Raw genomic sequence first — 19542 nt, forward strand, 5'->3', positions numbered from 1 at the left:
CGAGCCTGCTCGCGAAGGGATCGACTCGGCTCTGGATCAGCCCATCAATCGAGCATCAACACCTTGGCCAGCACAATCTTCGGCCCTTTCATCTTCTTGATGATGATGCGCAGGCCTTCGACTTCCAGCACTTCTTCCTCTTCAGGAACGCGCTTGAGGCTTTCATAGACCAAACCTGCGAGGGTTTCGGCTTCAACGTGGTCCAGGTCGATACCCAGCAGGCGCTCGACCTTGAACAAGGGCGTATCGCCCCGTACCAGCAGCTTGCCTGGCTGATAAGCGAGGATGCCGCGTTCGGCCTTGCGGTGTTCATCCTGGATATCGCCCACCAGCACTTCCAGCACGTCTTCCATGGTCAGGTAGCCGATGATGTTGCCGTCGGCCTCTTCGACCACGGCGAAGTGCGAGCCGCCCTTGCGGAACTGCTCCAGCAGCTGCGACAACGGCATGTGCCGCGACACGCGCTCCAGCGGGCGGGTCAGTTCGGCCAGGTTGAACGACTCGGGAATGTGGTCCAGGGCCGCCAGCTCCAGCAGCAGGTCCTTGATGTGCAGCAGGCCGACGAACTCCTGGCGCTCGCTGTCGTACACCGGGTAACGGCTGAACTTGTGGCGACGGAACATCGCCAGGATTTCCTTGAGTGGCGCGTTGAATTCCAGGGTCACCAGGTCTTCGCGGGAGTTGGCCCAGTCGACCACTTCCAGTTCGCCCATTTCCACGGCCGAGGCCAGTACGCGCATGCCCTGGTCGCTCGGGTCCTGTCCACGGCTGGAGTGCAGGATCAGTTTCAGTTCTTCCCGGCTGTAATGGTGCTCGTGGTGCGGGCCGGGTTCGCCTTGCCCGGCGATGCGCAGGATCTGGTTGGCGCTGGCATTGAGCAGGTAAATGGCCGGGTACATGGCCCAGTAGAACAGGTACAGCGGCACGGCGGTCCACAGCGACAGCAGTTCGGGTTTGCGGATGGCCCAGGATTTCGGGGCGAGTTCGCCGACCACGATGTGCAGGTACGAAATGATGAAGAACGCGGTGAAGAACGACACGGCCTTGACCACTTCGGCCGAATCGACGCCCACGGCACTCAGTACAGGCGCCAGCAGGTGCGCGAACGCAGGTTCACCGACCCAGCCCAGGCCCAGCGAGGCGAGGGTGATACCCAATTGGCACGCCGACAGGTAAGCATCGAGCTGACTGTGCACGGTGCGCAGGATGTGTCCACGCCAGCCGTGCTGCTCAGCGATGGCTTCGACCCGGGTCGAGCGCAATTTGACCATGGCGAATTCCGCCGCAACGAAAAAGCCGTTGAGCAAAACCAGGATCAGAGCAAAAAGGATCATGCCGAAGTCGGCGAATATTGTTGCGAGGGTCAAGCCAGGGGAAGGGTCCATGATGGAGTTTTGCGGGTTCCGTGTAATCGAATGAAAAGAAAAAAGTGCACCTGAAAGGCAGGCACAAGTCAGCCAATGTAGCGGCTGACCGGGCAATTGCCTAGTGGCGTGTGCTGGCCGGTATCAGTCGGCGGTGCTGATCACCCGGGATTTGCTGACCTGAGCGGGTGCAAAGTGGCAGGTAAATGTACTCCCGTGGCCCGGCACGCTGCTGATTTCCATGCGCGCGCGGTGACGCAGCAGGACATGCTTGACGATCGCCAGGCCCAGCCCGGTACCGCCAGTGTTGGAATTGCGGCTGGAGTCGACGCGGTAGAAGCGTTCGGTCAGGCGCGGCAGGTGCTTGCTGTCGATGCCGATCCCGGAGTCCTGCACGCTCAGGTGCGCGCCTTGCTCATCGCCCCACCAGCGGATGCGGATGCTGCCTTCGGCGGGGGTATATTTCACTGCGTTGAACACCAGGTTGGAAAACGCGCTGCGTAATTCCGCTTCACTGCCCTTGAGCAGAATCGTCGGGTCGGCTTCCAGGGTGATCTGTTGATTTTTCTGGCCCGACAGCTGTTGAGCATCGCCCTTGATCGACTGCAGCAAGCCATCAATGGCCACCGGCTGGTTGTCCGACGGGTAATCGGTGGCTTCCAGCTTGGCCAGCAACAGCAGGTCATTGAGCAAGGTTTGCATGCGCCCGCCTTGCTGCTGCATCTGTTGCAGGGCACGGGTCCAGCGCGGGTTCACTTCCTCGACGTTATCGAGCAGGGTTTCCAGGTAGCCACAGATCACCGTCAGCGGCGTGCGCAGCTCGTGGGAAACGTTGGCGATGAAGTCTTTGCGCATCTGTTCCAGCTGATGGATACGGGTCACGTCGCGCACCAGCATCAGGTGCTCATTGTTGCCGTAACGGGTGATGTACAACTGGATGCGCATCCGGTCGTTGGTCGGCGAAGGGATTTCCAGCGGTTCGGCGTAGCTGTCCTGCTCGAAGTATTCCTTGAAGCGCGGATGGCGTACCAGGTTGGTCACCGGCTGGCCGCTGTCCTGCGGGGTCTTGAGGCCCAGCAGGGTTTCAGCGGCACGGTTCCACCATTCCAGGTTGCCGTCGCTGTCGAGCATGACCACCGCGTCTTTCAAGGCTGCGGTGGATTCCTGGACCCGATCGATGACCGCTTGCAGGCGCCCGCGAACGCGTTGGTCGCGACGTTGCAGATGGTAGATGCTGTCGAACACCTCGCCCCACAGGCCATAGCCATCGGGAGGTGCTTCATCGGGTTTGTGCAGGCGCAGCCATTCGTGCAGGCGTAGCAGTTGCTTGAGGGTCCAGGCCAGGTAAACGCCAAGCCCCGCGGCGAGGCTCCAGCCGTAGTAGCCGGTGACCAGGCCGATCACCAGGCAGGCGGTGACCAGCAGCAGCATGTGGCGAATCAGGGTGCCATGCCAGTTTTGGTTCACTTGAAAGCGCGTCCTTGTCTACTTCTAAAACGGGGAAATCCGGGTCACGCTTTTGTGGAAAAGCGGTAACCGGTGCCGCGCACGGTTTGTACCAGGTTTTCGTAGGCATCGCCGAGGGCTTTGCGCAGGCGCCGGATGTGCACATCCACGGTGCGCTCCTCGACATACACATTGCCGCCCCAGACCTGATCCAGCAACTGGCCACGGGTGTAGGCGCGTTCCTGGTGCGTCATGAAGAACTGCAGTAGACGGTACTCAGTCGGTCCCATTTCCGCCGGTTTGCCGTCAATGGTCACGCGGTGGCCAATCGGGTCCAGCAGCAGGCCCCCGACTTCGATCGGTGCTTCGCCGTCGGAGGGGCCGGCACGGCGCAGCACGGCCTTGAGGCGTGCGACCAGCTCACGCGGGGAAAAGGGCTTGGTGATGTAGTCATCGGCGCCGACTTCCAGGCCCTGGATCTTGTTGTCCTCTTCGCCCTTGGCGGTGAGCATGATGATCGGGATATCCCCGGTCAGCTCGTCGCGCTTGAGGCGGCGGGCCAGCTCGATGCCGGACGTGCCGGGCAGCATCCAGTCAAGCAGGATCAGGTCCGGTTTGCGGTCGACGATAATGGCGTGGGCCTGCTGGGAGTTCTCCGCCTCCATGCAGTCGTAGCCGGCCATTTCCAACGCAACGGCGATCATTTCGCGAATGGGCGCTTCGTCGTCGACGATCAGAATGCTCCTGCCAACCATGCCTTAATCCTCTTGTCATTTAACTGTCTTGCGCCGCATTAGATAACGGAATTATTGCAGTCGTGTGACAGTATTTTAGTCGCCCGGCGATTGTCATGAACCTGGGCTAAGCTCTAAGTCCGAATCCTGACAACCACAAACGGAAGGTTTCCATGAAACACATTGCTCAATCCTGGAAGGCTTTGCTGGTGACTGCTGCGCTTGCCTTGCCGACAATGGCCTTCGCCGCCGAGCCGGCGATGATGAAAGACGGCATGATGGTCGACCATAAGGGAATGACTTTGTACACGTATGACAAAGACTCGGGCGGCAAGTCGATGTGTAATGACGAGTGCGCCAAGAATTGGCCTCCGATGATGGCGCCAGCGGGGGCCACTGCTTCAGGCAAATGGAGCGTCATCAAGCGCGATGATGGTACGAGCCAATACGCTTACGACGGCAAGCCTCTGTATACATTCGTGAAGGACAAAAAACCCGGTGACATGGTAGGCGACAAAATGAAGGACGTCTGGCACGTCATGCACGAGTCGCAGAAGTAAACGTGTAGGAGCTAGCATGCTCGCGATGGTCGTCAACGATAACGCGGCAAGCCTGACATCCCGCGGCGTCTGTGAAACCTTCGCGAGCATGCTCGCTCCTACATGAAAACGGGTCAACGCAACCCGTAATCCAGCACGATCCCGACAAAAATCGCCAACCCGGCCCAATGGTTGTGCAAGAACGCCTTGAAACAGCGCATACGGTCCTTGTCACGGGTGTACCAGAACTCCCAGGCAAAACAGCCCGCCGCCACCGCCAGTCCCAGATGGAACCAGCCGCCGAGCTCGAATTTAGACCCGGCCAGCAGCAGGCAACCCAGCGCCAGCCCCTGAAGGGTCAGGATGATCACCCGATCAGCCTCGCCAAACAGGATTGCCGTGGACTTCACGCCGATCTTCAAGTCATCGTCGCGGTCGGTCATCGCGTAGTAAGTGTCGTAACCCACCGTCCACATCAGGTTGGCGATCCATAGCAGCCACGCCGCCGCCGGCAGTTCGCCGGTCTCGGCAGTGAACGCCATTGGCATCCCCCAGGAAAACGCCGCGCCCAGCACCACTTGCGGGTAATAGGTGTAGCGCTTCATGAACGGATAGGTGAAGGCCAGGGCCAAGCCACCGAACGACAGCCACACCGTTGCCGCGTTGGTGCACAGCACCAGCAGGAAGCTCAGGCCCATCAATAATGCAAAGAACGCCAACGCTTCTTTGGAGCTGATCTTGCCGCTCGGCAGCGGGCGCTGTTCGGTGCGCTTCACATGGCCATCGACCTTGCGGTCCGCCCAATCATTGATCACACAGCCCCCCGCGCGGGTCAGCACCACGCCAAGGACGAAAATCACGATATTGGCCAGCGACGGCGAGCCCTTGCCGGCAATCCACAGCGCCCATAGCGTCGGCCACAACAGCAGGTAGATGCCGATCGGCTTGTCCATGCGCGTCAGCTGAATGAAATCCCAGGCCCGGGGATTCAAGCGGTTCAAGGACTTGAGCAGGCTCTGGTACATCAGCAATTCTCCGGATGGACGCGGGCGGCGCTCCACAGGGTCGGCAGGAAGATCTCGGCCACCAGCACACTCAAGGCGCCACGGTCGAATCGCGAGCGGCGAGCCCACAGCCCGGGCGCCCGCACTTCGCTGGGCAACCACGCCTGCGGGTAGTGGCAAACCTCGATGGCACGGCGCTGGAAGGCGTGATCGCAAAACAGCAGCTCGCCCAGGGAGCGACTGCCCAATTCGTCCATGTGCAAGCCGTCGCCCTGCAACGCGCTGCGCGCCGCGACGCTGCGGGCAAACACCAGGGCTTGCCCGTGTCCACGCAAATACACCTCGCGCACCCAGCCTTCACTGCCCTCGGCCAGGTCCAGCGCCGCGCATTCATCCGTGCGCAGGGGCTGCCAGCCTTCGAATAATGGCGTGACGCTAAACGCATCATTCGTCAGATGAATGAGACGCCTGGTCAGCGAGCCATTATCGAACAACCAATCGAGGATAGACGTGTCGGGGAGAGGCGTCAGTTGGCTTTGAAAGAGCCAGGTTGGGGGAGGGCAGGGGGATTCTGTGTGTTGCACAATGAGTCATTATTGGCAGCAAAGGAGCCTGTGAGCTTACCATGTCAGCCACCAATGTTGATTGATCCGGGCCACCCGATGCTCCGAACCGGCTTGCATCTGTCGTGCCCGATCAGTAAAAAAACGCTTTGAGCTGGATGGCAACGCAGTAACCATCGACCGTCCGCGCCGGCAATAGCCTGAATCCCGAGGAATTACCTGAATGAAAAAGTGGCAATGTATCGTCTGCGGCCTGATTTATAACGAAGCCGACGGTTGGCCCGATGACGGCATTGCGCCGGGCACCCGTTGGGAAGACGTTCCGGCAGATTGGCTGTGCCCGGACTGCGGTGTGGGCAAAATGGATTTCGAAATGATCGAAATCGCCGCCTGAACAACTGAGGAGTAAGGAATGAACGCACCTGTCGTAATCGTTGGTACCGGGCTGGCTGGCTACAACGTCGCTCGCGAGTTTCGCAAACTCGACAGCGAAACCCCGCTCCTGCTGATTACCGCCGATGACGGGCGCTCCTACTCCAAACCGATGCTCTCCACCGGTTTCGGCAAAAACAAGGACGCCGACGGCCTGAGCATGGCCGAACCGGGCGCGATGGCCGAGCAATTGAAGGCCGAGGTGCGCACCCATACCCGCATCAGTGGCATCGACCCGGGCCACAAGCGCCTGTGGATCGGCGAGGAAGCGGTGATCTACCGTGACCTGGTGTTGGCGTGGGGGGCGGAAACCGTGCGCGTACCCATCGAAGGTGATGCAGGTGATTGCGTGTTCCCGATCAACGATCTGGAAGACTACGCGCGCTTTCGCGCGGCTGCGGCCGGCAAGCGGCGGGTCTTGTTGCTGGGCGCCGGCCTGATCGGTTGCGAGTTCGCCAACGACCTGACCCTGGGCGGCTACGAGGTGCAACTGGTTGCACCGTGCGAGCAGGTCATGCCGACCCTATTGCACCCGGCAGCGGCCGCAGCGGTCCAGGCCGGGCTGGAAAGCCTGGGTGCACGCTTCCACCTCGGGCCGGTGCTCAATCGCCTGCAGCGGGTTGCTGACGGCCTGGAGGCCCATCTTTCCGATGGTCAGGTCATACCGTGCGACGTGGTGGTGTCGGCCATTGGCCTGCGTCCGCGCATCGACCTGGCCGCCGCTGCCGGCCTGCAGGTCAATCGCGGCGTAGTGGTCGACCGGCACCTGCAAACGTCCCATGCCAACATCTACGCCCTGGGTGACTGTGCCGAGGTCGATGGGCTGAACCTGTTGTACGTGATGCCCCTGATGAGTTGTGCGAGAGCGCTGGCACAGACCCTTGCCGGCAACCCGACGGTGGTCAACTACGGCCCGATGCCGATCACTGTCAAAACCCCGGTGTGCCCATTGGTGGTATCCCCGCCGCCACGGGGTACGGAGGGCTTCTGGACAGTCGAAGGGCAGGGCGCCGACATCAAGGTTTTATGCCGTGATGCCCACGGCAAACTGCTCGGTTATGCCCTCACAGGCGCAGCCGTGATGGAAAAGCTGGCCCTCAACAAAGAGCTTCCGGCACTGCTGGCGTAAATACCGGTCGTTCTGTCGGAATCACCCCCATTTTGCCCGTACATTGGCCGTGCCGACACTGGCGCGGCTCCTCACTGCGTGCCATCCTCACTCCCGTCTGCCGCAGAGTAGAGCACCTGCGGCGCTTTGGGCGCTGCTCCATAGAGGGCGGCACGGACATAACAACAAAAAACCGTCAAAGGGGCTTCACTAATATGCGTAAACCAGAACTCGCCGCAGCCATCGCTGAAAAAGCAGATCTAACCAAAGAGCAGGCCAACCGCGTCCTCAACGCCGTTCTCGAAGAAATCACCGGCGCCCTGCACCGCAAAGACAGCGTGACGCTGGTAGGTTTCGGCACCTTCCTGCAACGCCACCGCGGTGCCCGCACCGGCAAAAACCCGCAAACCGGTGAGCCGGTTAAGATCAAGGCCAGCAACACTGTTGCATTCAAACCGGGTAAATCGTTGAAGGACAGTGTTAATCCGTAATCTGTTTCGCGAACCTGCAGTTCAGGGGAGCGGACTGAAGAATGGGCACGCCAATGAGATTGGGTGCCCATTTTTTGTTAATCGAGAAGTCTTGCTTATCAAGCATGTAGCCAAGTGGCTTTTGTCAACTGTCAGCTATGACAGTTACCGAACTTCAACCGATGGTTTATAAAAGGAGTTCATTAAATGCGGGCAAGGTGACGACATGACTTCGGACACTGCTATTGCAAAGGCTTTTTCCCCTGTGATAATCCCGGCAAAGATAAGGACGCTCTTTGACGACCTTTCTTTTGCGCACATTGCGGCCGCACATATTTCAGAAGCCACGGGCATACCGGTGACCATCGACGATGTCGTGACGCAGGACATGCTTGATAAAGTGACGGTCTTGAGTGTGCTGAGCGGGGCGCCTGGAAAGTTCACCAGCCTGCGAGGCATTGGGCATCTGCGCAATTTGCAAAACGTAATGATAGAAAATCAACCTGTCACTCGCCTGCCTGAAGACTTCGGAACGTTGGCAAAGTTGACGTCGGCGCACTTCATCAACAGCGCACTCAAATCAATTCCGGACTGGATAGGGAATCTCACCAGCCTGACCCAGTTGAATCTGAGCTCTCAAAGGCCGCTGGGCATTATGAGAGGCAGTATTCCGGAGTCGATCGGTAATCTGACAAGACTGGAACGCTTCGACTTGGGTAATAACAATAATCTGTGCGGAAAACTGCCAGACTCAATGGCTAGGCTGACCGCCCTCAAAAACCTGTTGATTCAAAGTAACGGGTTTGAAGACATGACTGTGTTGAATGCCATGCCTTCCACCACCAATATTAATTTCCACAATCAAGCCTTGGGCATTTTCGACTTGGGCAAAGTACGCCAAAACAATTCGCTGACCATCAGGCTGCCTGAAATATTTGTTCAGGCCCAAACACCGGATGACAAGCTGTATGAGCCGAGTGGAGTTCAAATCGTGGGCGCTCCAGGAACGCATCTGGACCCAAACCGGCATGATGTGCATTTGCCGACCGGCACCACTGGTACGTTCGAAGTGATGCTGGCGATTCATGGGCGGCTGACAAATGTGAACTATCGCTACGCGGTGATCGAGTAACGGCCAACGATCCTTTGGTTAGCGGATGAAGAACCCCGAGATACGTCCCGCGTCTTGCAGGAAGTTTCCGGCAAGCTTGCGGGACAAACATCAAAATGTCGCAGCCTTAGGCCATTCCTACAGGACGATTTTTTTTCATGTTCAGGATCGGTGTGTGAGGGCAGTCCAGAGCCGAGTGCGATGAATTACCTATTTACCATTCTGCTGATGGCCATGGCGATTGTGCTACCAAACGGCAGGTTTGGAATCGTTAAACGTATCTCGAAAATGATGAATTTCCTTACAAAATTGAGGAAGCATCTGACGCTTTTTTAAGGTTGGCCTTCGGAAGCGCGACGGTTAGTTTGGTCACTCCCAATCTTCATCGGAGATATACCATGCCCAAGGCCAAAGAATTGCCCGCCGGATTAGAAAGCGCTAGCACTACCCCGTACATGTCCGCGACTTCAAGAAAGTTGCACCATGCCGCCACCCGCGCCCTGGACCATTACCTGAAACCCAATGCCTTGGTCATGACCGGGGCTCATCCACCCGGCGCGATCTTTGTCGTGGCGCCTGACATCGACAACGAGACGCTATTAGCCCACGCCTGTGAGTCGTTGGCGTCGGCCAACGTGATGGCAAGTGAAATCGCCGCAATGCTCGAGGGGGCGCACCGCAGTACGATGCTGGCGCTTCAGCAGGTGATCATGCTCGGTGAACTGGCGGTAAATCGAGTGCTGGATAACGTCGCCCCACCACACCCCGTCTGAGTCCAGAAAAGGCAGGCTTTCGTCCGTGACTTGGTAGTCATCGGCGTCAAAAATCCAGGCATCTCCTCCAAACATATCTGGAAGGTGGCGTTCTGGAATTTAATCGCTACACTGCGCCGGCCGTTCATTTTTCTTCTGAGGCTTGCGCATGAAATTTCGTTTTCTGCTGTGGATGCTGGGTTTGTTGATGGGTAAGGCCAGTCGGACCAATCCGGCGTTTCAGCAGCAGCTGGGTGATAAAGAACTGGTGTTTCAACTGCAGACCCTGGACGGGAAAGTAGCGCGGCACTTCCGGGTGAAGGATCAGCGCATCACCAGCAAGGCGGGTGTGTATGCCGAGCCAGCGTTTGCGATTGCCTTCAAGGATGCGGCCTACGGCTTTGCCACGATGCAGGCCAAGAACAAGCAGTTGGCGTTCATGACGGGTATTCAGGACAAGTCGATTCAGATCAAGGGCAACCCGGCGCTGGTGATCTGGTTCCAGGGGTTGACCAAGTATTTGAAGCCGCGGAAGAAGCCAACTAAAGGTAGCTGAGTTCCGATTTTTTGGCCTGATAAGTCGGTTATCTTGCCTCAAAAGAATGTATAGCTATCATTTCTGACAGGTGTTTTAAATGAGGACATGCTCCATTGTGGGGGTCTTAGTACATCAATGCCGACCTGGTGGAGCCTGATCATGAGTCAATCGCAAGCTAAAATAGCTGGGAATTTTTACGATCAAACTTTTGGTATCGGAGGTGTTGTAACCTTCCCAATCGATAATGTCGCCGCTAGTGATTTTCCTCAGGCGATAGCTACCCTGCCACAAAACAAATTGCTGATGGTTACTACTGGTGACGATACAAGTCTAAAAATGGTAAGGCTAAATGAAGACGGATCACTTGACTCGTCGTTTGCCAGTGGTGGGAGTGTCGTTGTTCCGACGTCCCGTATCGGTTATTTTTATGCTAACTCATTGGATTTGTTGCCAGATGACAAGTTTCTTGTTAGTGGCGCGATAAATAACACTGTCGCAATTGTTCGGCAGGTAAAGGATGGTGCGCCAGATCCCTCGTTTGGCGAGAATAATGATGGTCAAGTCAGTTATAACGTTTACAATTTTCTTGATAGCAATAGCTATCCTGGTGCCAGTTTTCACAGCAGTGATGCTGAGGGGGAGCAGGTCGATAAATCAACCGGTTACTCAAGCGGTGTTAGAGGAGTCGCAACTGCACTGGATGGTCAAATTGTTTTGACTCGGACTATCAAAGTCGGCGCAAGCGATTTTAGGGTAATCGTGATTCGACTGAGCGAGAATGGTTCATTGGACGAAACATTTGGTGGTAAGGGCTATGTATTCATTGCTTCCGCTAGCTCGGAGGAGCGTTTTAGTCGTGGGGTACTGTTACAGCAGGACGGTAAAGTTTTGGTTTTCTTTAAGTATAACGGCTATGTCCATGTCATTCGCTATAATCAGGACGGAAGCGTTGACATAAGTTACGGTGATAAAGGAACTGGTATTGTGACCATTCCGAGTATTAACTTATCTAGCACGCTAACTTCGATGGCACTAAAGCCTGGCGGGGGGGTGGTAGCAGCAGGCGATAACTCAAGCGTTTCTGGAAGGAGTACGCTACTCGTTTCACTAACTTCGAATGGCAGTTTTTCCAAAGATTTCAATGAGGGGCAGCCAGCGTTATCTGTTTATTCTGGATATTCAAACAATGTGGTGAAAAGCCTTGCTTTGCAGGATGACGGGCGAATCCTAGTGGGGCTGGCAGTGTTTGTTGGTGATAGTAGAGAGCTGGTCAACCTGGTTGCGCGTTACCTTCCTGATGGGTCTTTTGATACGACGTTTGGTGGCGGAAAAGGGTTTATTGCTTTCGACGCAACTGAGGGCTTTTTCAGATCTCTAGCAGTGTTGCCGGACCACCGGGTGGTTTTTTGTGGGTATGGACGCGTAAGCGGTCTAGCAGGCCATGTGGTGCGCTGCTTGGCTTGATTTCTTCGGCCACCTTTACCCATTGCCAGCATGCTTGCTCCCACAGGAAGATCCAAATCCTTGTAGGAGCGATGCTGGCCCGCGAAGCTTTTAGGGTTGACTGAATTGCGACGCCAGCTCACGCAATAACACTTCAGCCTCCAGCACTTTGCTGACAACGTCTTCGGCTTTAGCACGGCTCAGGCCGAGACGTTCGAGCAGGGCGTCCGGGATATCTTCGTCCGGTCCCGAACCAATGCCCCGGCTGCGCAGCAGGCGTACGGCCAGGCAAACAAGGTTCGGGTATTCGGCGTAGGTGCCGTCGTAGTTTGGATCGTGCTGGAAGCGCAGCGCGGTGGTGAGTTCTTCCGGCATGTCCCAGTAGCGCATCAGCCATGAACCGATCTGTTCGCGACTGATGCCGAGCAGGTGTTGCTCGATGTAGCTGTGGCACAGGTGTGGGTTGACCTCCATGTGACGGCAGATCAGCGAGAAGTGCGGCGGGAACACGTGGGCCAGCAGCAGGTAGCCGAAGTTGTGCAGCAGGCCCGCCAGGTAGGTCAGGCCCGCTTCCGGGCGCTGGGTGCGGGGCATGGCCCGGGTCAGGCCTTCGATGACCGCGGCCGTGTAGATCGATTGCTGCCAGTACGGAGTGCTGTGTTGCGGGCGGTCCTTGGGCAGGCTCAAGGTTTTTCCCAGGGCCAGGCCCAGCGCCAGGTTGATCACCAGGTCGAAACCCAGTACCCGGACGATCGCGTCTTCTACCGAACGAATCTTGCCCGGTGAGGCGTAGTACGGCGATGCGGCCCAGCTCACCACTTGTGCGGCGAGGGCCGGGTCGGTTTCGACCACGCCGGTAATGTCGTCGATAGTGGCGTTAGGGTCGACGCGCAGCTTGATGATCTTCTGCGCCGTTTCGGCCAGCGGTGGAATCTCGATGGTCGCTTCCAGTCGTTGCTGGATACGTCGCGCCGTGAACGCCTGGACGGCTTGGGAGATCTCATCGCGGTCATCGTCAGGGCGATCAAGGTTGGGGCGGATGCTGCTCAGGTTCTCGCCGAAGTTGGCGGCGCTGGCCTTGGTCAGCATGGACCTGAAGGCTTCGCTGGTGATCTCCAGCAGCACGCCCGGCTCCCCCGAATTGACCAGCACCATGGGTTCGCGCAACAGGCTTTCTTCATACAGGCAGGGTGAACTGGTCAGCGATGGCAGGCCCGGCAGCAGGCTCAGGCTGTGTTTGCCGAGCATTTTCTGCAGACGCTCGGTCGACACGGCTGTGAGGCGGCGGCCTGTGAGTTCGGTCAGGCGATTGAGGTCCAGCAATTGACTCTGCGGATACAGCACCATCAGCGCGCCGACACTGTCATCGAGCAGCACGGCCTGGACTTTGCGCGCAGCGTTCAGGCCGTGATGGTCGAGCACTTCTTCGAAGGTAATGCCCATTTTGTCCAGCAGCAGCCGAATGACCGACGGAGCGTGCGGGGCAGCAGGTGCGAGGGCAACTTCGGTCATGGTCTGTATCCGTTCCAAAACAATTTCAGGAGTATAACCAGCTTGCTCAAAGCCATCGCCTGGAAACTGAGACGCTGCTCACACTTGGCCGTATTGCTGCCCGTGGCGCAACCAGCGGTCGAGTAACGGGCTGACATGGTCAGGCCAGCGTTCCAGCAAGGCCTGGGCGGCGTCGCGTACGGCAGGCAGCAGGTCGGCATCGCGCATCAGGTCGGCGACCTTGAATTGGAGCAGGCCGGTTTGCCGTGTGCCGAGCATTTCGCCGGGGCCGCGCAGTTCGAGGTCTTTTTCGGCAATCACAAAACCGTCGTTGGTTTCGCGCATGATACCCAGTCGCTGACGTCCGATCTGGGACAACGGCGGATGATAAAGCAGCACGCAATGGCTGACCGCGCTGCCCCGCCCCACGCGGCCGCGCAACTGGTGCAGTTGCGCCAGGCCCAGGCGTTCGGGGTTTTCGATGATCATCAGGCTGGCGTTGGGTACGTCCACGCCGACTTCAATGACTGTGGTGGCGACCAGCAGTTGCAGGTTGCCGGCCTTGAACTCGGCCATCACCGCCGCTTTTTCGGCAGGCTTCATGCGTCCATGGATCAAGCCGACTTTTAATTCGCCGAGGGCGGCGGTGAGGTCTTCGTGCGTAGTTTCAGCGGCCTGGCAGGTCAGCTCTTCCGATTCTTCGATCAGCGTGCACACCCAATAGGCCTGACGCCCTTCGGCGCAAGCACCGCGCACTCGTTCGATCACTTCGACGCGCCGGGTGTCAGTGACCAGCACCGTGTTCACCGGAGTACGGCCGGGGGGCAGTTCGTCGAGGATCGAGGTGTCGAGGTCGGCGTAGGCGCTCATGGCCAGCGTCCGGGGGATCGGCGTGGCGGTCATGATGAGTTGGTGCGGACACATCCGCCCGCCGACGCCTTTCTGCCGCAGCGCCAAGCGCTGCTGTACGCCAAAACGGTGCTGTTCGTCGATGATCGCCAGCGCGAGATTCTTGAACTGTACTTCGTCCTGGAACAGCGCGTGGGTGCCGACCACCATCGGCGCACCGCCCGCGATCTGCTCAAGCGCGGCGACACGGTTCTTGCCCTTGAGCTTGCCGGCGAGCCACGCGACTTCGATACCCAACGGTTCGAGCCAGCGCTTGAAGGTGATGAAGTGCTGCTCGGCGAGGATTTCGGTGGGCGCCATCAGGGCGACTTGATAACCGGCTTCCAGCGCCTGGAGTGCAGCCAACGCGGCGACCACGGTCTTGCCCGCGCCAACGTCGCCCTGAATCAGTCGCAGCATGGGTTCGTGCTGGCTGAGGTCGTAGGCGATTTCGTTGCCCACCCGTTGCTGCGCGCCCGTCGGGGTGAAGCCGAGGTTGGCTAAATATTGGCCGGGCAGCTTCGTGGCTTTCGGCATCGCTGGCGCGCGCAGGGCACGCATGCTCTCGCGCAGGCGCTGCTGGGACAGTTGATGGGTCAGCAGCTCTTCGAAGGCCAGGCGGTGCTGGGCCCAGTGATGACCCAAGGCGAGTTCGTCGACGTCAGCATCGGCAGGCGGGTTATGCAGGTAGCGGATCGCATCGGCCAGCGGCGCCAATTGGTAGTCGCGGGCCAATTCCTTCGGCAGCCAGTCGGGCAGGCTGCTCGGGCCGAGCAAAGTCAGGGTTTGCATGCACAGCTGTCGAAGACGCTGTTGGGTCAGGCCTTCGGTGAGCGGGTACACCGGGGTCAGGGTTTCATCCACGGGCGGTGGTTCGTCGCCGGTGATGGCGCGGTATTCCGGGTGGTAGATTTCCAGCCCCGAGGCGCCGGGCCGCACTTCGCCGTAGCAGCGAATCCGCGTGCCGCGCTTGAGGCCTTCTTTCTGTGCATTGCTGAAATGATAGAAGCGCAGGCTCAGGCCGCCGGTGCCGTCCTGCATGCGCACGACAAGGCTGCGGCGTCGGCCCATGACCACGTCTGCGCCGCTGACGGTGCCTTCGACGACGGCGTCCTGCCCTGGGCGCAGTGCGCCGATCGGCACTACGCGAGTGCGATCCTGGTAACGCAATGGCAAATGAAACAGAACGTCCTGGAGATTCTCCAGGCCGACCTTGGCCAGTTTTTCGGCCATGGCTTCGCCGACACCCTTGAGTGCCGTCACCGACACTTGCGACAACTCAGTCATGGCGTGGCTTAACCGGCCGTTACCGGTGCGGCGGGTTTGGCCACCGAGCACAGGCGAATGGAGTCAGCGAGAATTTCAATGGCCTTGGGTCGCGGGAAGCTCGCACGCCAGGCAATGGCTACGGTGCGGAATGGCACCGGCGCCGACAGTGGTCGAACCTCGATCACGCCGGGGGCGTAGTGATGGCTATCGACCGCCGACAGCGGCAAGATTGAAATGCCGAGGCCGGAGGCCACCATGTGGCGGATGGTTTCCAGCGAACTGGACTCCACCGTGGTGTGCTTGGCGCCGTCGTTGCCCTTGGCCAGTGTCGGGCAGGCTTCGAGTACCTGGTCGCGGAAGCAGTGCCCTTCGCCGAGCAGCAGCAGGCTCTTGTCGTTGAGCAGGTTGGCGTCGATGGATTCTTTCTGCGTCCATGGGTGCTGGGCCGGCATCAGGACATAGAACGGCTCGTCATAGAGCTGCAAGGTCAGCACGTCGGCTTCGTTGAACGGCAGGGCGATGATGATCGCGTCGAGTTCGCCATTGCGCAGTTTGTCGCGCAGCACGTGGGTGAAGTTTTCCTCGATGTACAACGGCATCTGCGGGGCAACCCGGTGCAGTTGTGGAATCAGGTGCGGAAACAGGTATGGGCCGACGGTATAGATCGCGCCGACCTTGAGCGGCGCGGTCAGCTGGTTCTTGCCAGCCTGGGCCAGTTCGCGAATGCCCTGGGCCTGCTCGAGTACTTTTTGCGCCTGGGCGACGATCCCTTCGCCAACCGGGGTCAAGCGCACGGCGCTTTTGCTGCGCTCAAAAATCAGCACACCGAGTTCGTCTTCAAGCTTTTTCACGCCCACCGACAGGGTTGGTTGGCTGACGTGACAACGCTCGGCGGCATGGCCGAAGTGTTGTTCTTGGGCGAGGGTAACGATGTAGCGTAATTCTGTGAGGGTCATAGCAAGCGTCCATGAAGTTGCGAGCCAAGCATACCGGCTGCAATCGATAGACGCACGTTATCAGAAGGTATGTGGCGTGTAACACAGGGCAATACCGGTTTGCCGTATCCAGATATGCAAAAGGCACCTTATCGGTGCCTTTTGCAGAGCCAGGGGCCTGGATGGCCGGTGTGATCAGCGTCGGCGCTTGTCGATCGAGTACACAAAGGGTGCAACGATTTCGATGGAGCCATTGGTCAGCATGTCGGCCGGCGGCTTGGGCAGCGGTTGGGCACGGCGGATCATGTCCAGGGTCGCCCGGTCCAGATCGGCTGTGCCCGAAGCGCCCACCAGCTCGAAAGACAGGACGTTGCCTTCGCCGTCCACCACGAAACGCAGACGGTTCATGCCTTCCTTGCCCCGTGCCTGTGCAATGGCAGGGTACTTCTTGTACTTTTGCAAGTGCGCCAGCAATGCGCCTTGCCAACTCGCCTTGGCCGCGACTTGAGCCGCTGAAGGGCCTGGTGCGGGCTGTGCGGACTTCTCCGTCGGCGCCTGGGTCGGCTGCGTGTCGGCGGGTTTCTCCTCCGACGGCTTTTCCTTTGGCGGATCAGGCTTCTTCTCTACCGGTTTGGGCGGCTGAGGCTTCGGCTTGGGTTTTACCGGCTTGGGCACGGCAATCTCGGCCTTCGGCGCTTCGGCAAGCTTGGGTATCGGCAATTCTTCAACCGGAGCGGGCGGCTGCGGTGGCGTGACGACCTTCGGCGGTGCAGGCGGTGGCGGGGCGGGAAGCGGTGCCAGTTCGACCATCATTGCCTGAGGTGGCAATTCGATGGGCGGGTGGGCAGTCCAGTTCACGGCCAGTGCGATGGCCAGCGCGTGAACGCCCAGCACGATGGCCAGGCTACCGCTGTAACGCGTCAGCTTATGGCGCGTATTGATCATTTCTTGGCTGCCGTCTCGAGTCCGACCAGGCCCACCTTCAGGTAACCGGCGGCGCGCAGATTGTCCATCACGCTCATCAGGTCGCCGTAATCCACGCCTTTATCGGCCTGGAAGAAGATCGTCGTGTCTTTCTTGCCCTGGGTCCTGGCGTCGAGCGTGGCGCCAAGTGCTTCGACCTTCACTTCGTCTTCGCCGAGGAACAGGCGCTGGTCAGCCTTGACGCTGAGGAACACCGGTTTCTCCGGCCGTGGCGCCGGCTTGGCGGTGGACGCGGGCAGGTCGACCTTAATGTCTACGGTAGCCAGCGGGGCCGCCACCATGAAGATGATCAGCAGCACCAACATCACGTCGATGAACGGCGTGACGTTGATTTCGTGGTTTTCGGACAGATCGTCGTCTGCCCCTTCTTTCAAATGCAGGCCCATGGCCGATTACCCCACTTTCACCATGTGCGGATGTGAGCTGCGCTCAGGCTGGTGGTCGAGGTCGCGGCTGACCAGCAGCAGGACCTCTGCCGACGCGTCGGAGACCTGCGCTTTGTAACCGGCGATGGAGCGGGCGAACACGTTGTAGATCACCACCGCAGGGATCGCTGCAACCAGGCCCAGAGCCGTGGCCAACAGGGCTTCGGCGATGCCGGGGGCGACGACGGCGAGGTTGGTCGTCTGGGTCTTGGCGATGCCGATGAAGCTGTTCATGATGCCCCATACGGTACCGAACAGGCCGACGAACGGCGCTGTGGAACCGATGGTGGCAAGCACGCCGGTGCCGCTGCTCATGTTGCGACCGCAAGCCGCTACCAGGCGCTCAAGGCGGAAGCTGACGCGCTCCTTGATGCCTTCTTTTTCACGGCTGTTGACCGACAGGCGCATCTCTTCGAGGGCATCATGGACCAGCAGGTTGGCCAGGGTGCCTTCCTTTGCCGCAGTGGCGCTGGCTTCCTTGAGGGAGGCGGACTTTTTCAGCTGGGCGATTTCACCGCGCAGGCGACGCTTGGCGCCCATCAACTCAAGACCCTTGGCGATCCAGATGGTCCAGGTGATGATCGAGGCGATGGCCAGGCCGATCATCACGATTTTCACGATGATGTCGGCGTTCTGGTACATGCCCCACGGCGACAGGTCATGGGCCATGCCCAGGGTGTTGTCGGCCTCGAGGACTTCGGGAGCGTCTTCACCAATCGCGTCTGCCGGTACTGCCTGGGCAGGATCGGTCGCGACCGGCGCCGCTGCCGGGCCGGCGTGGTCGGCCTGGGCAGGTGCGGCGGCGGCAGTCGGGGTGGCGGGGGCTTGTGCGTCAGCAAAGGTGGCGGTTGGCGCCAGCATCAGGCTGAGTAGCAGGGCGGCCACCGCGCTCCAGGCGCGAGGTCGTTTGGTTGGCGAAGCGGAGAGTTGAATACGTGTCATGCTGGGCCGGACCTGAAGGAAAAAGACGGTTAATGTTCTTCCAGGCCTCGTAAGGCCGAGAACAAAAGTGGTCCGCATTATTGCAAGTAATTCTTGTTAACAGAAGTAATAGCGTCTCTTTTTTTCCTGCATTGCTAGCCGCTCGTCCATTGCCAGCGCTGGTTTGTCCATTTTCAAGGAGAGTTTTCTGATGTCCGCACCCTCTGTTTTGATCGCCGGTTGCGGTGATGTCGGCAGTCGCCTGGCCACGCAGTTGTTGGCTGGCGGGTGGGAAGTCCATGGCCTGCGCCGTGACGTTTCGCGCCTGCCCGACGGGGTTGTCGGAGTGGCCGGCGACCTGTTCAACAAGGACTGCCCGGCAACTTGGCCGGTCGGTGCGGTGGATTACCTGGTGTATTGCGCGGCCGCCACCGATCACGATGAAGCGGGTTATCGGGCCGCTTATGTCCAGGGCTTGCAGCATGTGCTGGAGTGGCTGGACGACTATGGCCAGGTGCCCAATCGCTTGTTGTTCGTTTCCAGTAGCAGTGTCTACGGCCAGCAGCAGGGCGAGTGGATTGATGAGACTTCGCCAGCCGTGGCGGCGGGTTACTCGGGGCGAGTGATGCTTGAAGCGGAGCAGATTGCTCTCAATAGCGGCATCCCGGCCAGTATCGTGCGTTTGACCGGTATCTACGGCCCGGGTCGTGAATGGTTGCTGACCCAGGTTCGCCGCGGGTATCGCGTGGCGATCGATCCGCCGCTGTACGCCAATCGAATTCATGCCGATGACGCCGCCGGCTTGATGGCGTGTCTGCTCGAGGCGGACCGGCGTGGAGTGGCACTGGACGATGTCTATATAGGTGTTGATGACGAACCCGCCGCGCTGGCGGATGTGGTGGGCTGGTTGCGCGAGTACATGGGTGTGACCGAATGGGCGGAGGACGCCACTGTGCGCCGCACCGGGAGCAAGCGTTGTAGTAACGCGCGGGCGAAGGCGTTGGGTTGGATGCCGAAGTATCCGAGTTTTCGCGAGGGTTATGCGGCGATCATTGAAGGGAATTGTTAACTGCCAGACGCCCGAATCAATCGTGGGAGCGAGCCTGCTCGCGAAGAGGCCGTAAC

At 59.2% G+C, this 19542-nt stretch carries 20 protein-coding genes; 9 read left to right on the forward strand and 11 right to left on the reverse strand.

The genetic code is table 11. The features are described 5' to 3' along the window. Window positions 1-44: 44 nt before the first annotated feature. The 3 genes from AC1Q8Q_RS09895 to phoB form a co-directional block, all read right to left on the reverse strand. Window positions 45-1385 (reverse strand): hemolysin family protein, encoded by a 1341-nt coding sequence (locus AC1Q8Q_RS09895; RefSeq protein ID WP_008064508.1) that lies wholly within the window; start codon window positions 1383-1385, stop codon window positions 45-47. Between the two features lie 123 nt (window positions 1386-1508). Then, window positions 1509-2795, reverse strand: coding sequence for a phosphate regulon sensor histidine kinase PhoR (gene phoR, locus AC1Q8Q_RS09900; RefSeq protein ID WP_240963565.1), 1287 nt, complete (start codon window positions 2793-2795; stop codon window positions 1509-1511). An 80-nt stretch (window positions 2796-2875) separates the two neighbouring features. Further along, a complete protein-coding gene (phoB, locus tag AC1Q8Q_RS09905) occupies window positions 2876-3565 on the reverse strand; it encodes a phosphate regulon transcriptional regulator PhoB (protein ID WP_020797927.1) in 690 nt (229 codons plus the stop codon). Between the two features lie 152 nt (window positions 3566-3717). On the opposite strand from phoB, the gene AC1Q8Q_RS09910 reads away from it, so the two are divergent. Then, on the forward strand, window positions 3718-4104 hold the full coding sequence (locus AC1Q8Q_RS09910) for a COG4315 family predicted lipoprotein (RefSeq protein ID WP_168756998.1): 387 nt from the start codon (window positions 3718-3720) through the stop codon (window positions 4102-4104). Between the two features lie 113 nt (window positions 4105-4217). On the opposite strand, the gene ubiA is transcribed toward AC1Q8Q_RS09910, so the two are convergent. Then, the gene (ubiA, locus tag AC1Q8Q_RS09915) at window positions 4218-5108 is read right to left on the reverse strand and encodes a 4-hydroxybenzoate octaprenyltransferase (RefSeq protein ID WP_020797925.1); all 891 of its coding nucleotides are present in this window, start codon (window positions 5106-5108) and stop codon (window positions 4218-4220) included. Beyond that, complete coding sequence (locus tag AC1Q8Q_RS09920) at window positions 5108-5671, reverse strand: chorismate--pyruvate lyase family protein (protein WP_033045499.1); 564 nt, start codon at window positions 5669-5671, stop codon at window positions 5108-5110. The genes ubiA and AC1Q8Q_RS09920 overlap by 1 nt, the downstream gene beginning before the upstream one ends. Window positions 5672-5873: 202 nt before the next feature. Between AC1Q8Q_RS09920 and AC1Q8Q_RS09925 the strand changes: the two genes are divergently transcribed. The 7 genes from AC1Q8Q_RS09925 to AC1Q8Q_RS09955 all read left to right on the forward strand — a co-directional run bounded on the left by AC1Q8Q_RS09925 (window position 5874) and on the right by AC1Q8Q_RS09955 (window position 11525). Continuing rightward, window positions 5874-6044 (forward strand): rubredoxin, encoded by a 171-nt coding sequence (locus AC1Q8Q_RS09925; protein ID WP_007995385.1) that lies wholly within the window; start codon window positions 5874-5876, stop codon window positions 6042-6044. A gap of 18 nt (window positions 6045-6062) precedes the next feature. Beyond that, complete coding sequence (locus AC1Q8Q_RS09930; protein WP_020797922.1) at window positions 6063-7211, forward strand: NAD(P)/FAD-dependent oxidoreductase; 1149 nt, start codon at window positions 6063-6065, stop codon at window positions 7209-7211. A gap of 194 nt (window positions 7212-7405) precedes the next feature. Next, complete coding sequence (locus AC1Q8Q_RS09935) at window positions 7406-7681, forward strand: HU family DNA-binding protein (RefSeq protein WP_003213368.1); 276 nt, start codon at window positions 7406-7408, stop codon at window positions 7679-7681. 205 nt (window positions 7682-7886) lie between these two features. Continuing rightward, window positions 7887-8792, forward strand: coding sequence for a leucine-rich repeat domain-containing protein (locus AC1Q8Q_RS09940; RefSeq protein ID WP_168756997.1), 906 nt, complete (start codon window positions 7887-7889; stop codon window positions 8790-8792). 377 nt (window positions 8793-9169) lie between these two features. Further along, a complete protein-coding gene (locus AC1Q8Q_RS09945; RefSeq protein ID WP_492615005.1) occupies window positions 9170-9544 on the forward strand; it encodes a DUF6124 family protein in 375 nt (124 codons plus the stop codon). A gap of 148 nt (window positions 9545-9692) precedes the next feature. After that, window positions 9693-10079 (forward strand): hypothetical protein, encoded by a 387-nt coding sequence (locus tag AC1Q8Q_RS09950; protein WP_020797918.1) that lies wholly within the window; start codon window positions 9693-9695, stop codon window positions 10077-10079. Between the two features lie 141 nt (window positions 10080-10220). Beyond that, window positions 10221-11525 carry an NHL repeat-containing protein gene (locus AC1Q8Q_RS09955; protein ID WP_168756995.1) on the forward strand — a complete coding sequence of 435 codons (1305 nt, stop codon included), beginning with the start codon at window positions 10221-10223 and terminating at the stop codon, window positions 11523-11525. Between the two features lie 90 nt (window positions 11526-11615). Here AC1Q8Q_RS09955 and AC1Q8Q_RS09960 read toward each other — a convergent pair whose 3' ends face one another. The 6 genes from AC1Q8Q_RS09960 to exbB all read right to left on the reverse strand — a co-directional run bounded on the left by AC1Q8Q_RS09960 (window position 11616) and on the right by exbB (window position 18438). Next, window positions 11616-13016 (reverse strand): aminoacyl-tRNA deacylase and HDOD domain-containing protein, encoded by a 1401-nt coding sequence (locus AC1Q8Q_RS09960; protein ID WP_020797916.1) that lies wholly within the window; start codon window positions 13014-13016, stop codon window positions 11616-11618. 78 nt (window positions 13017-13094) lie between these two features. Then, entirely contained in the window at window positions 13095-15170 is a 2076-nt protein-coding gene (recG, locus tag AC1Q8Q_RS09965; protein ID WP_020797915.1) for an ATP-dependent DNA helicase RecG, read from the reverse strand. 8 nt (window positions 15171-15178) lie between these two features. Beyond that, complete coding sequence (locus AC1Q8Q_RS09970; protein ID WP_008064487.1) at window positions 15179-16108, reverse strand: hydrogen peroxide-inducible genes activator; 930 nt, start codon at window positions 16106-16108, stop codon at window positions 15179-15181. A 174-nt stretch (window positions 16109-16282) separates the two neighbouring features. Continuing rightward, complete coding sequence (locus tag AC1Q8Q_RS09975) at window positions 16283-17032, reverse strand: TonB family protein (protein ID WP_492615006.1); 750 nt, start codon at window positions 17030-17032, stop codon at window positions 16283-16285. Next, window positions 17029-17457: a TonB system transport protein ExbD gene (exbD, locus tag AC1Q8Q_RS09980; RefSeq protein ID WP_020797913.1), complete on the reverse strand. Its 429-nt coding sequence runs from the start codon at window positions 17455-17457 to the stop codon at window positions 17029-17031. Before exbD ends, AC1Q8Q_RS09975 begins: the two co-directional genes overlap by 4 nt. A 6-nt stretch (window positions 17458-17463) precedes the next feature. After that, window positions 17464-18438, reverse strand: a complete 975-nt coding sequence (gene exbB, locus AC1Q8Q_RS09985) for a tonB-system energizer ExbB (protein ID WP_492615007.1) — start codon at window positions 18436-18438, stop codon at window positions 17464-17466. A 190-nt stretch (window positions 18439-18628) separates the two neighbouring features. Between exbB and AC1Q8Q_RS09990 the strand changes: the two genes are divergently transcribed. Beyond that, window positions 18629-19486, forward strand: coding sequence for an SDR family oxidoreductase (locus AC1Q8Q_RS09990; RefSeq protein WP_020797911.1), 858 nt, complete (start codon window positions 18629-18631; stop codon window positions 19484-19486). Window positions 19487-19542: the final 56 nt, after the last annotated feature.

This window comes from Pseudomonas sp. GW823-FHT06B06, assembly GCF_058795195.1.

Bases quoted from the DNA above. Each gene is read 5' to 3' on its own strand.
- AC1Q8Q_RS09895 (WP_008064508.1), bottom strand. From the start codon at position 1,385: ATGGACCCTTCCCCTGGCTTGACCCTCGCAACAATATTCGCCGACTTC.
- phoR (WP_240963565.1), bottom strand. From the start codon at position 2,795: ATGCTGCTGCTGGTCACCGCCTGCCTGGTGATCGGCCTGGTCACCGGC.
- phoB (WP_020797927.1), bottom strand. From the start codon at position 3,565: ATGGTTGGCAGGAGCATTCTGATCGTCGACGACGAAGCGCCCATTCGC.
- AC1Q8Q_RS09910 (WP_168756998.1), top strand. From the start codon at position 3,718: ATGAAACACATTGCTCAATCCTGGAAGGCTTTGCTGGTGACTGCTGCG.
- ubiA (WP_020797925.1), bottom strand. From the start codon at position 5,108: ATGTACCAGAGCCTGCTCAAGTCCTTGAACCGCTTGAATCCCCGGGCC.
- AC1Q8Q_RS09925 (WP_007995385.1), top strand. From the start codon at position 5,874: ATGAAAAAGTGGCAATGTATCGTCTGCGGCCTGATTTATAACGAAGCC.
- AC1Q8Q_RS09930 (WP_020797922.1), top strand. From the start codon at position 6,063: ATGAACGCACCTGTCGTAATCGTTGGTACCGGGCTGGCTGGCTACAAC.
- AC1Q8Q_RS09935 (WP_003213368.1), top strand. From the start codon at position 7,406: ATGCGTAAACCAGAACTCGCCGCAGCCATCGCTGAAAAAGCAGATCTA.
- AC1Q8Q_RS09940 (WP_168756997.1), top strand. From the start codon at position 7,887: ATGACTTCGGACACTGCTATTGCAAAGGCTTTTTCCCCTGTGATAATC.
- AC1Q8Q_RS09945 (WP_492615005.1), top strand. From the start codon at position 9,170: ATGCCCAAGGCCAAAGAATTGCCCGCCGGATTAGAAAGCGCTAGCACT.
- AC1Q8Q_RS09950 (WP_020797918.1), top strand. From the start codon at position 9,693: ATGAAATTTCGTTTTCTGCTGTGGATGCTGGGTTTGTTGATGGGTAAG.
- AC1Q8Q_RS09955 (WP_168756995.1), top strand. From the start codon at position 10,221: ATGAGTCAATCGCAAGCTAAAATAGCTGGGAATTTTTACGATCAAACT.
- AC1Q8Q_RS09960 (WP_020797916.1), bottom strand. From the start codon at position 13,016: ATGACCGAAGTTGCCCTCGCACCTGCTGCCCCGCACGCTCCGTCGGTC.
- recG (WP_020797915.1), bottom strand. From the start codon at position 15,170: ATGACTGAGTTGTCGCAAGTGTCGGTGACGGCACTCAAGGGTGTCGGC.
- AC1Q8Q_RS09970 (WP_008064487.1), bottom strand. From the start codon at position 16,108: ATGACCCTCACAGAATTACGCTACATCGTTACCCTCGCCCAAGAACAA.
- AC1Q8Q_RS09975 (WP_492615006.1), bottom strand. From the start codon at position 17,032: ATGATCAATACGCGCCATAAGCTGACGCGTTACAGCGGTAGCCTGGCC.
- exbD (WP_020797913.1), bottom strand. From the start codon at position 17,457: ATGGGCCTGCATTTGAAAGAAGGGGCAGACGACGATCTGTCCGAAAAC.
- exbB (WP_492615007.1), bottom strand. From the start codon at position 18,438: ATGACACGTATTCAACTCTCCGCTTCGCCAACCAAACGACCTCGCGCC.
- AC1Q8Q_RS09990 (WP_020797911.1), top strand. From the start codon at position 18,629: ATGTCCGCACCCTCTGTTTTGATCGCCGGTTGCGGTGATGTCGGCAGT.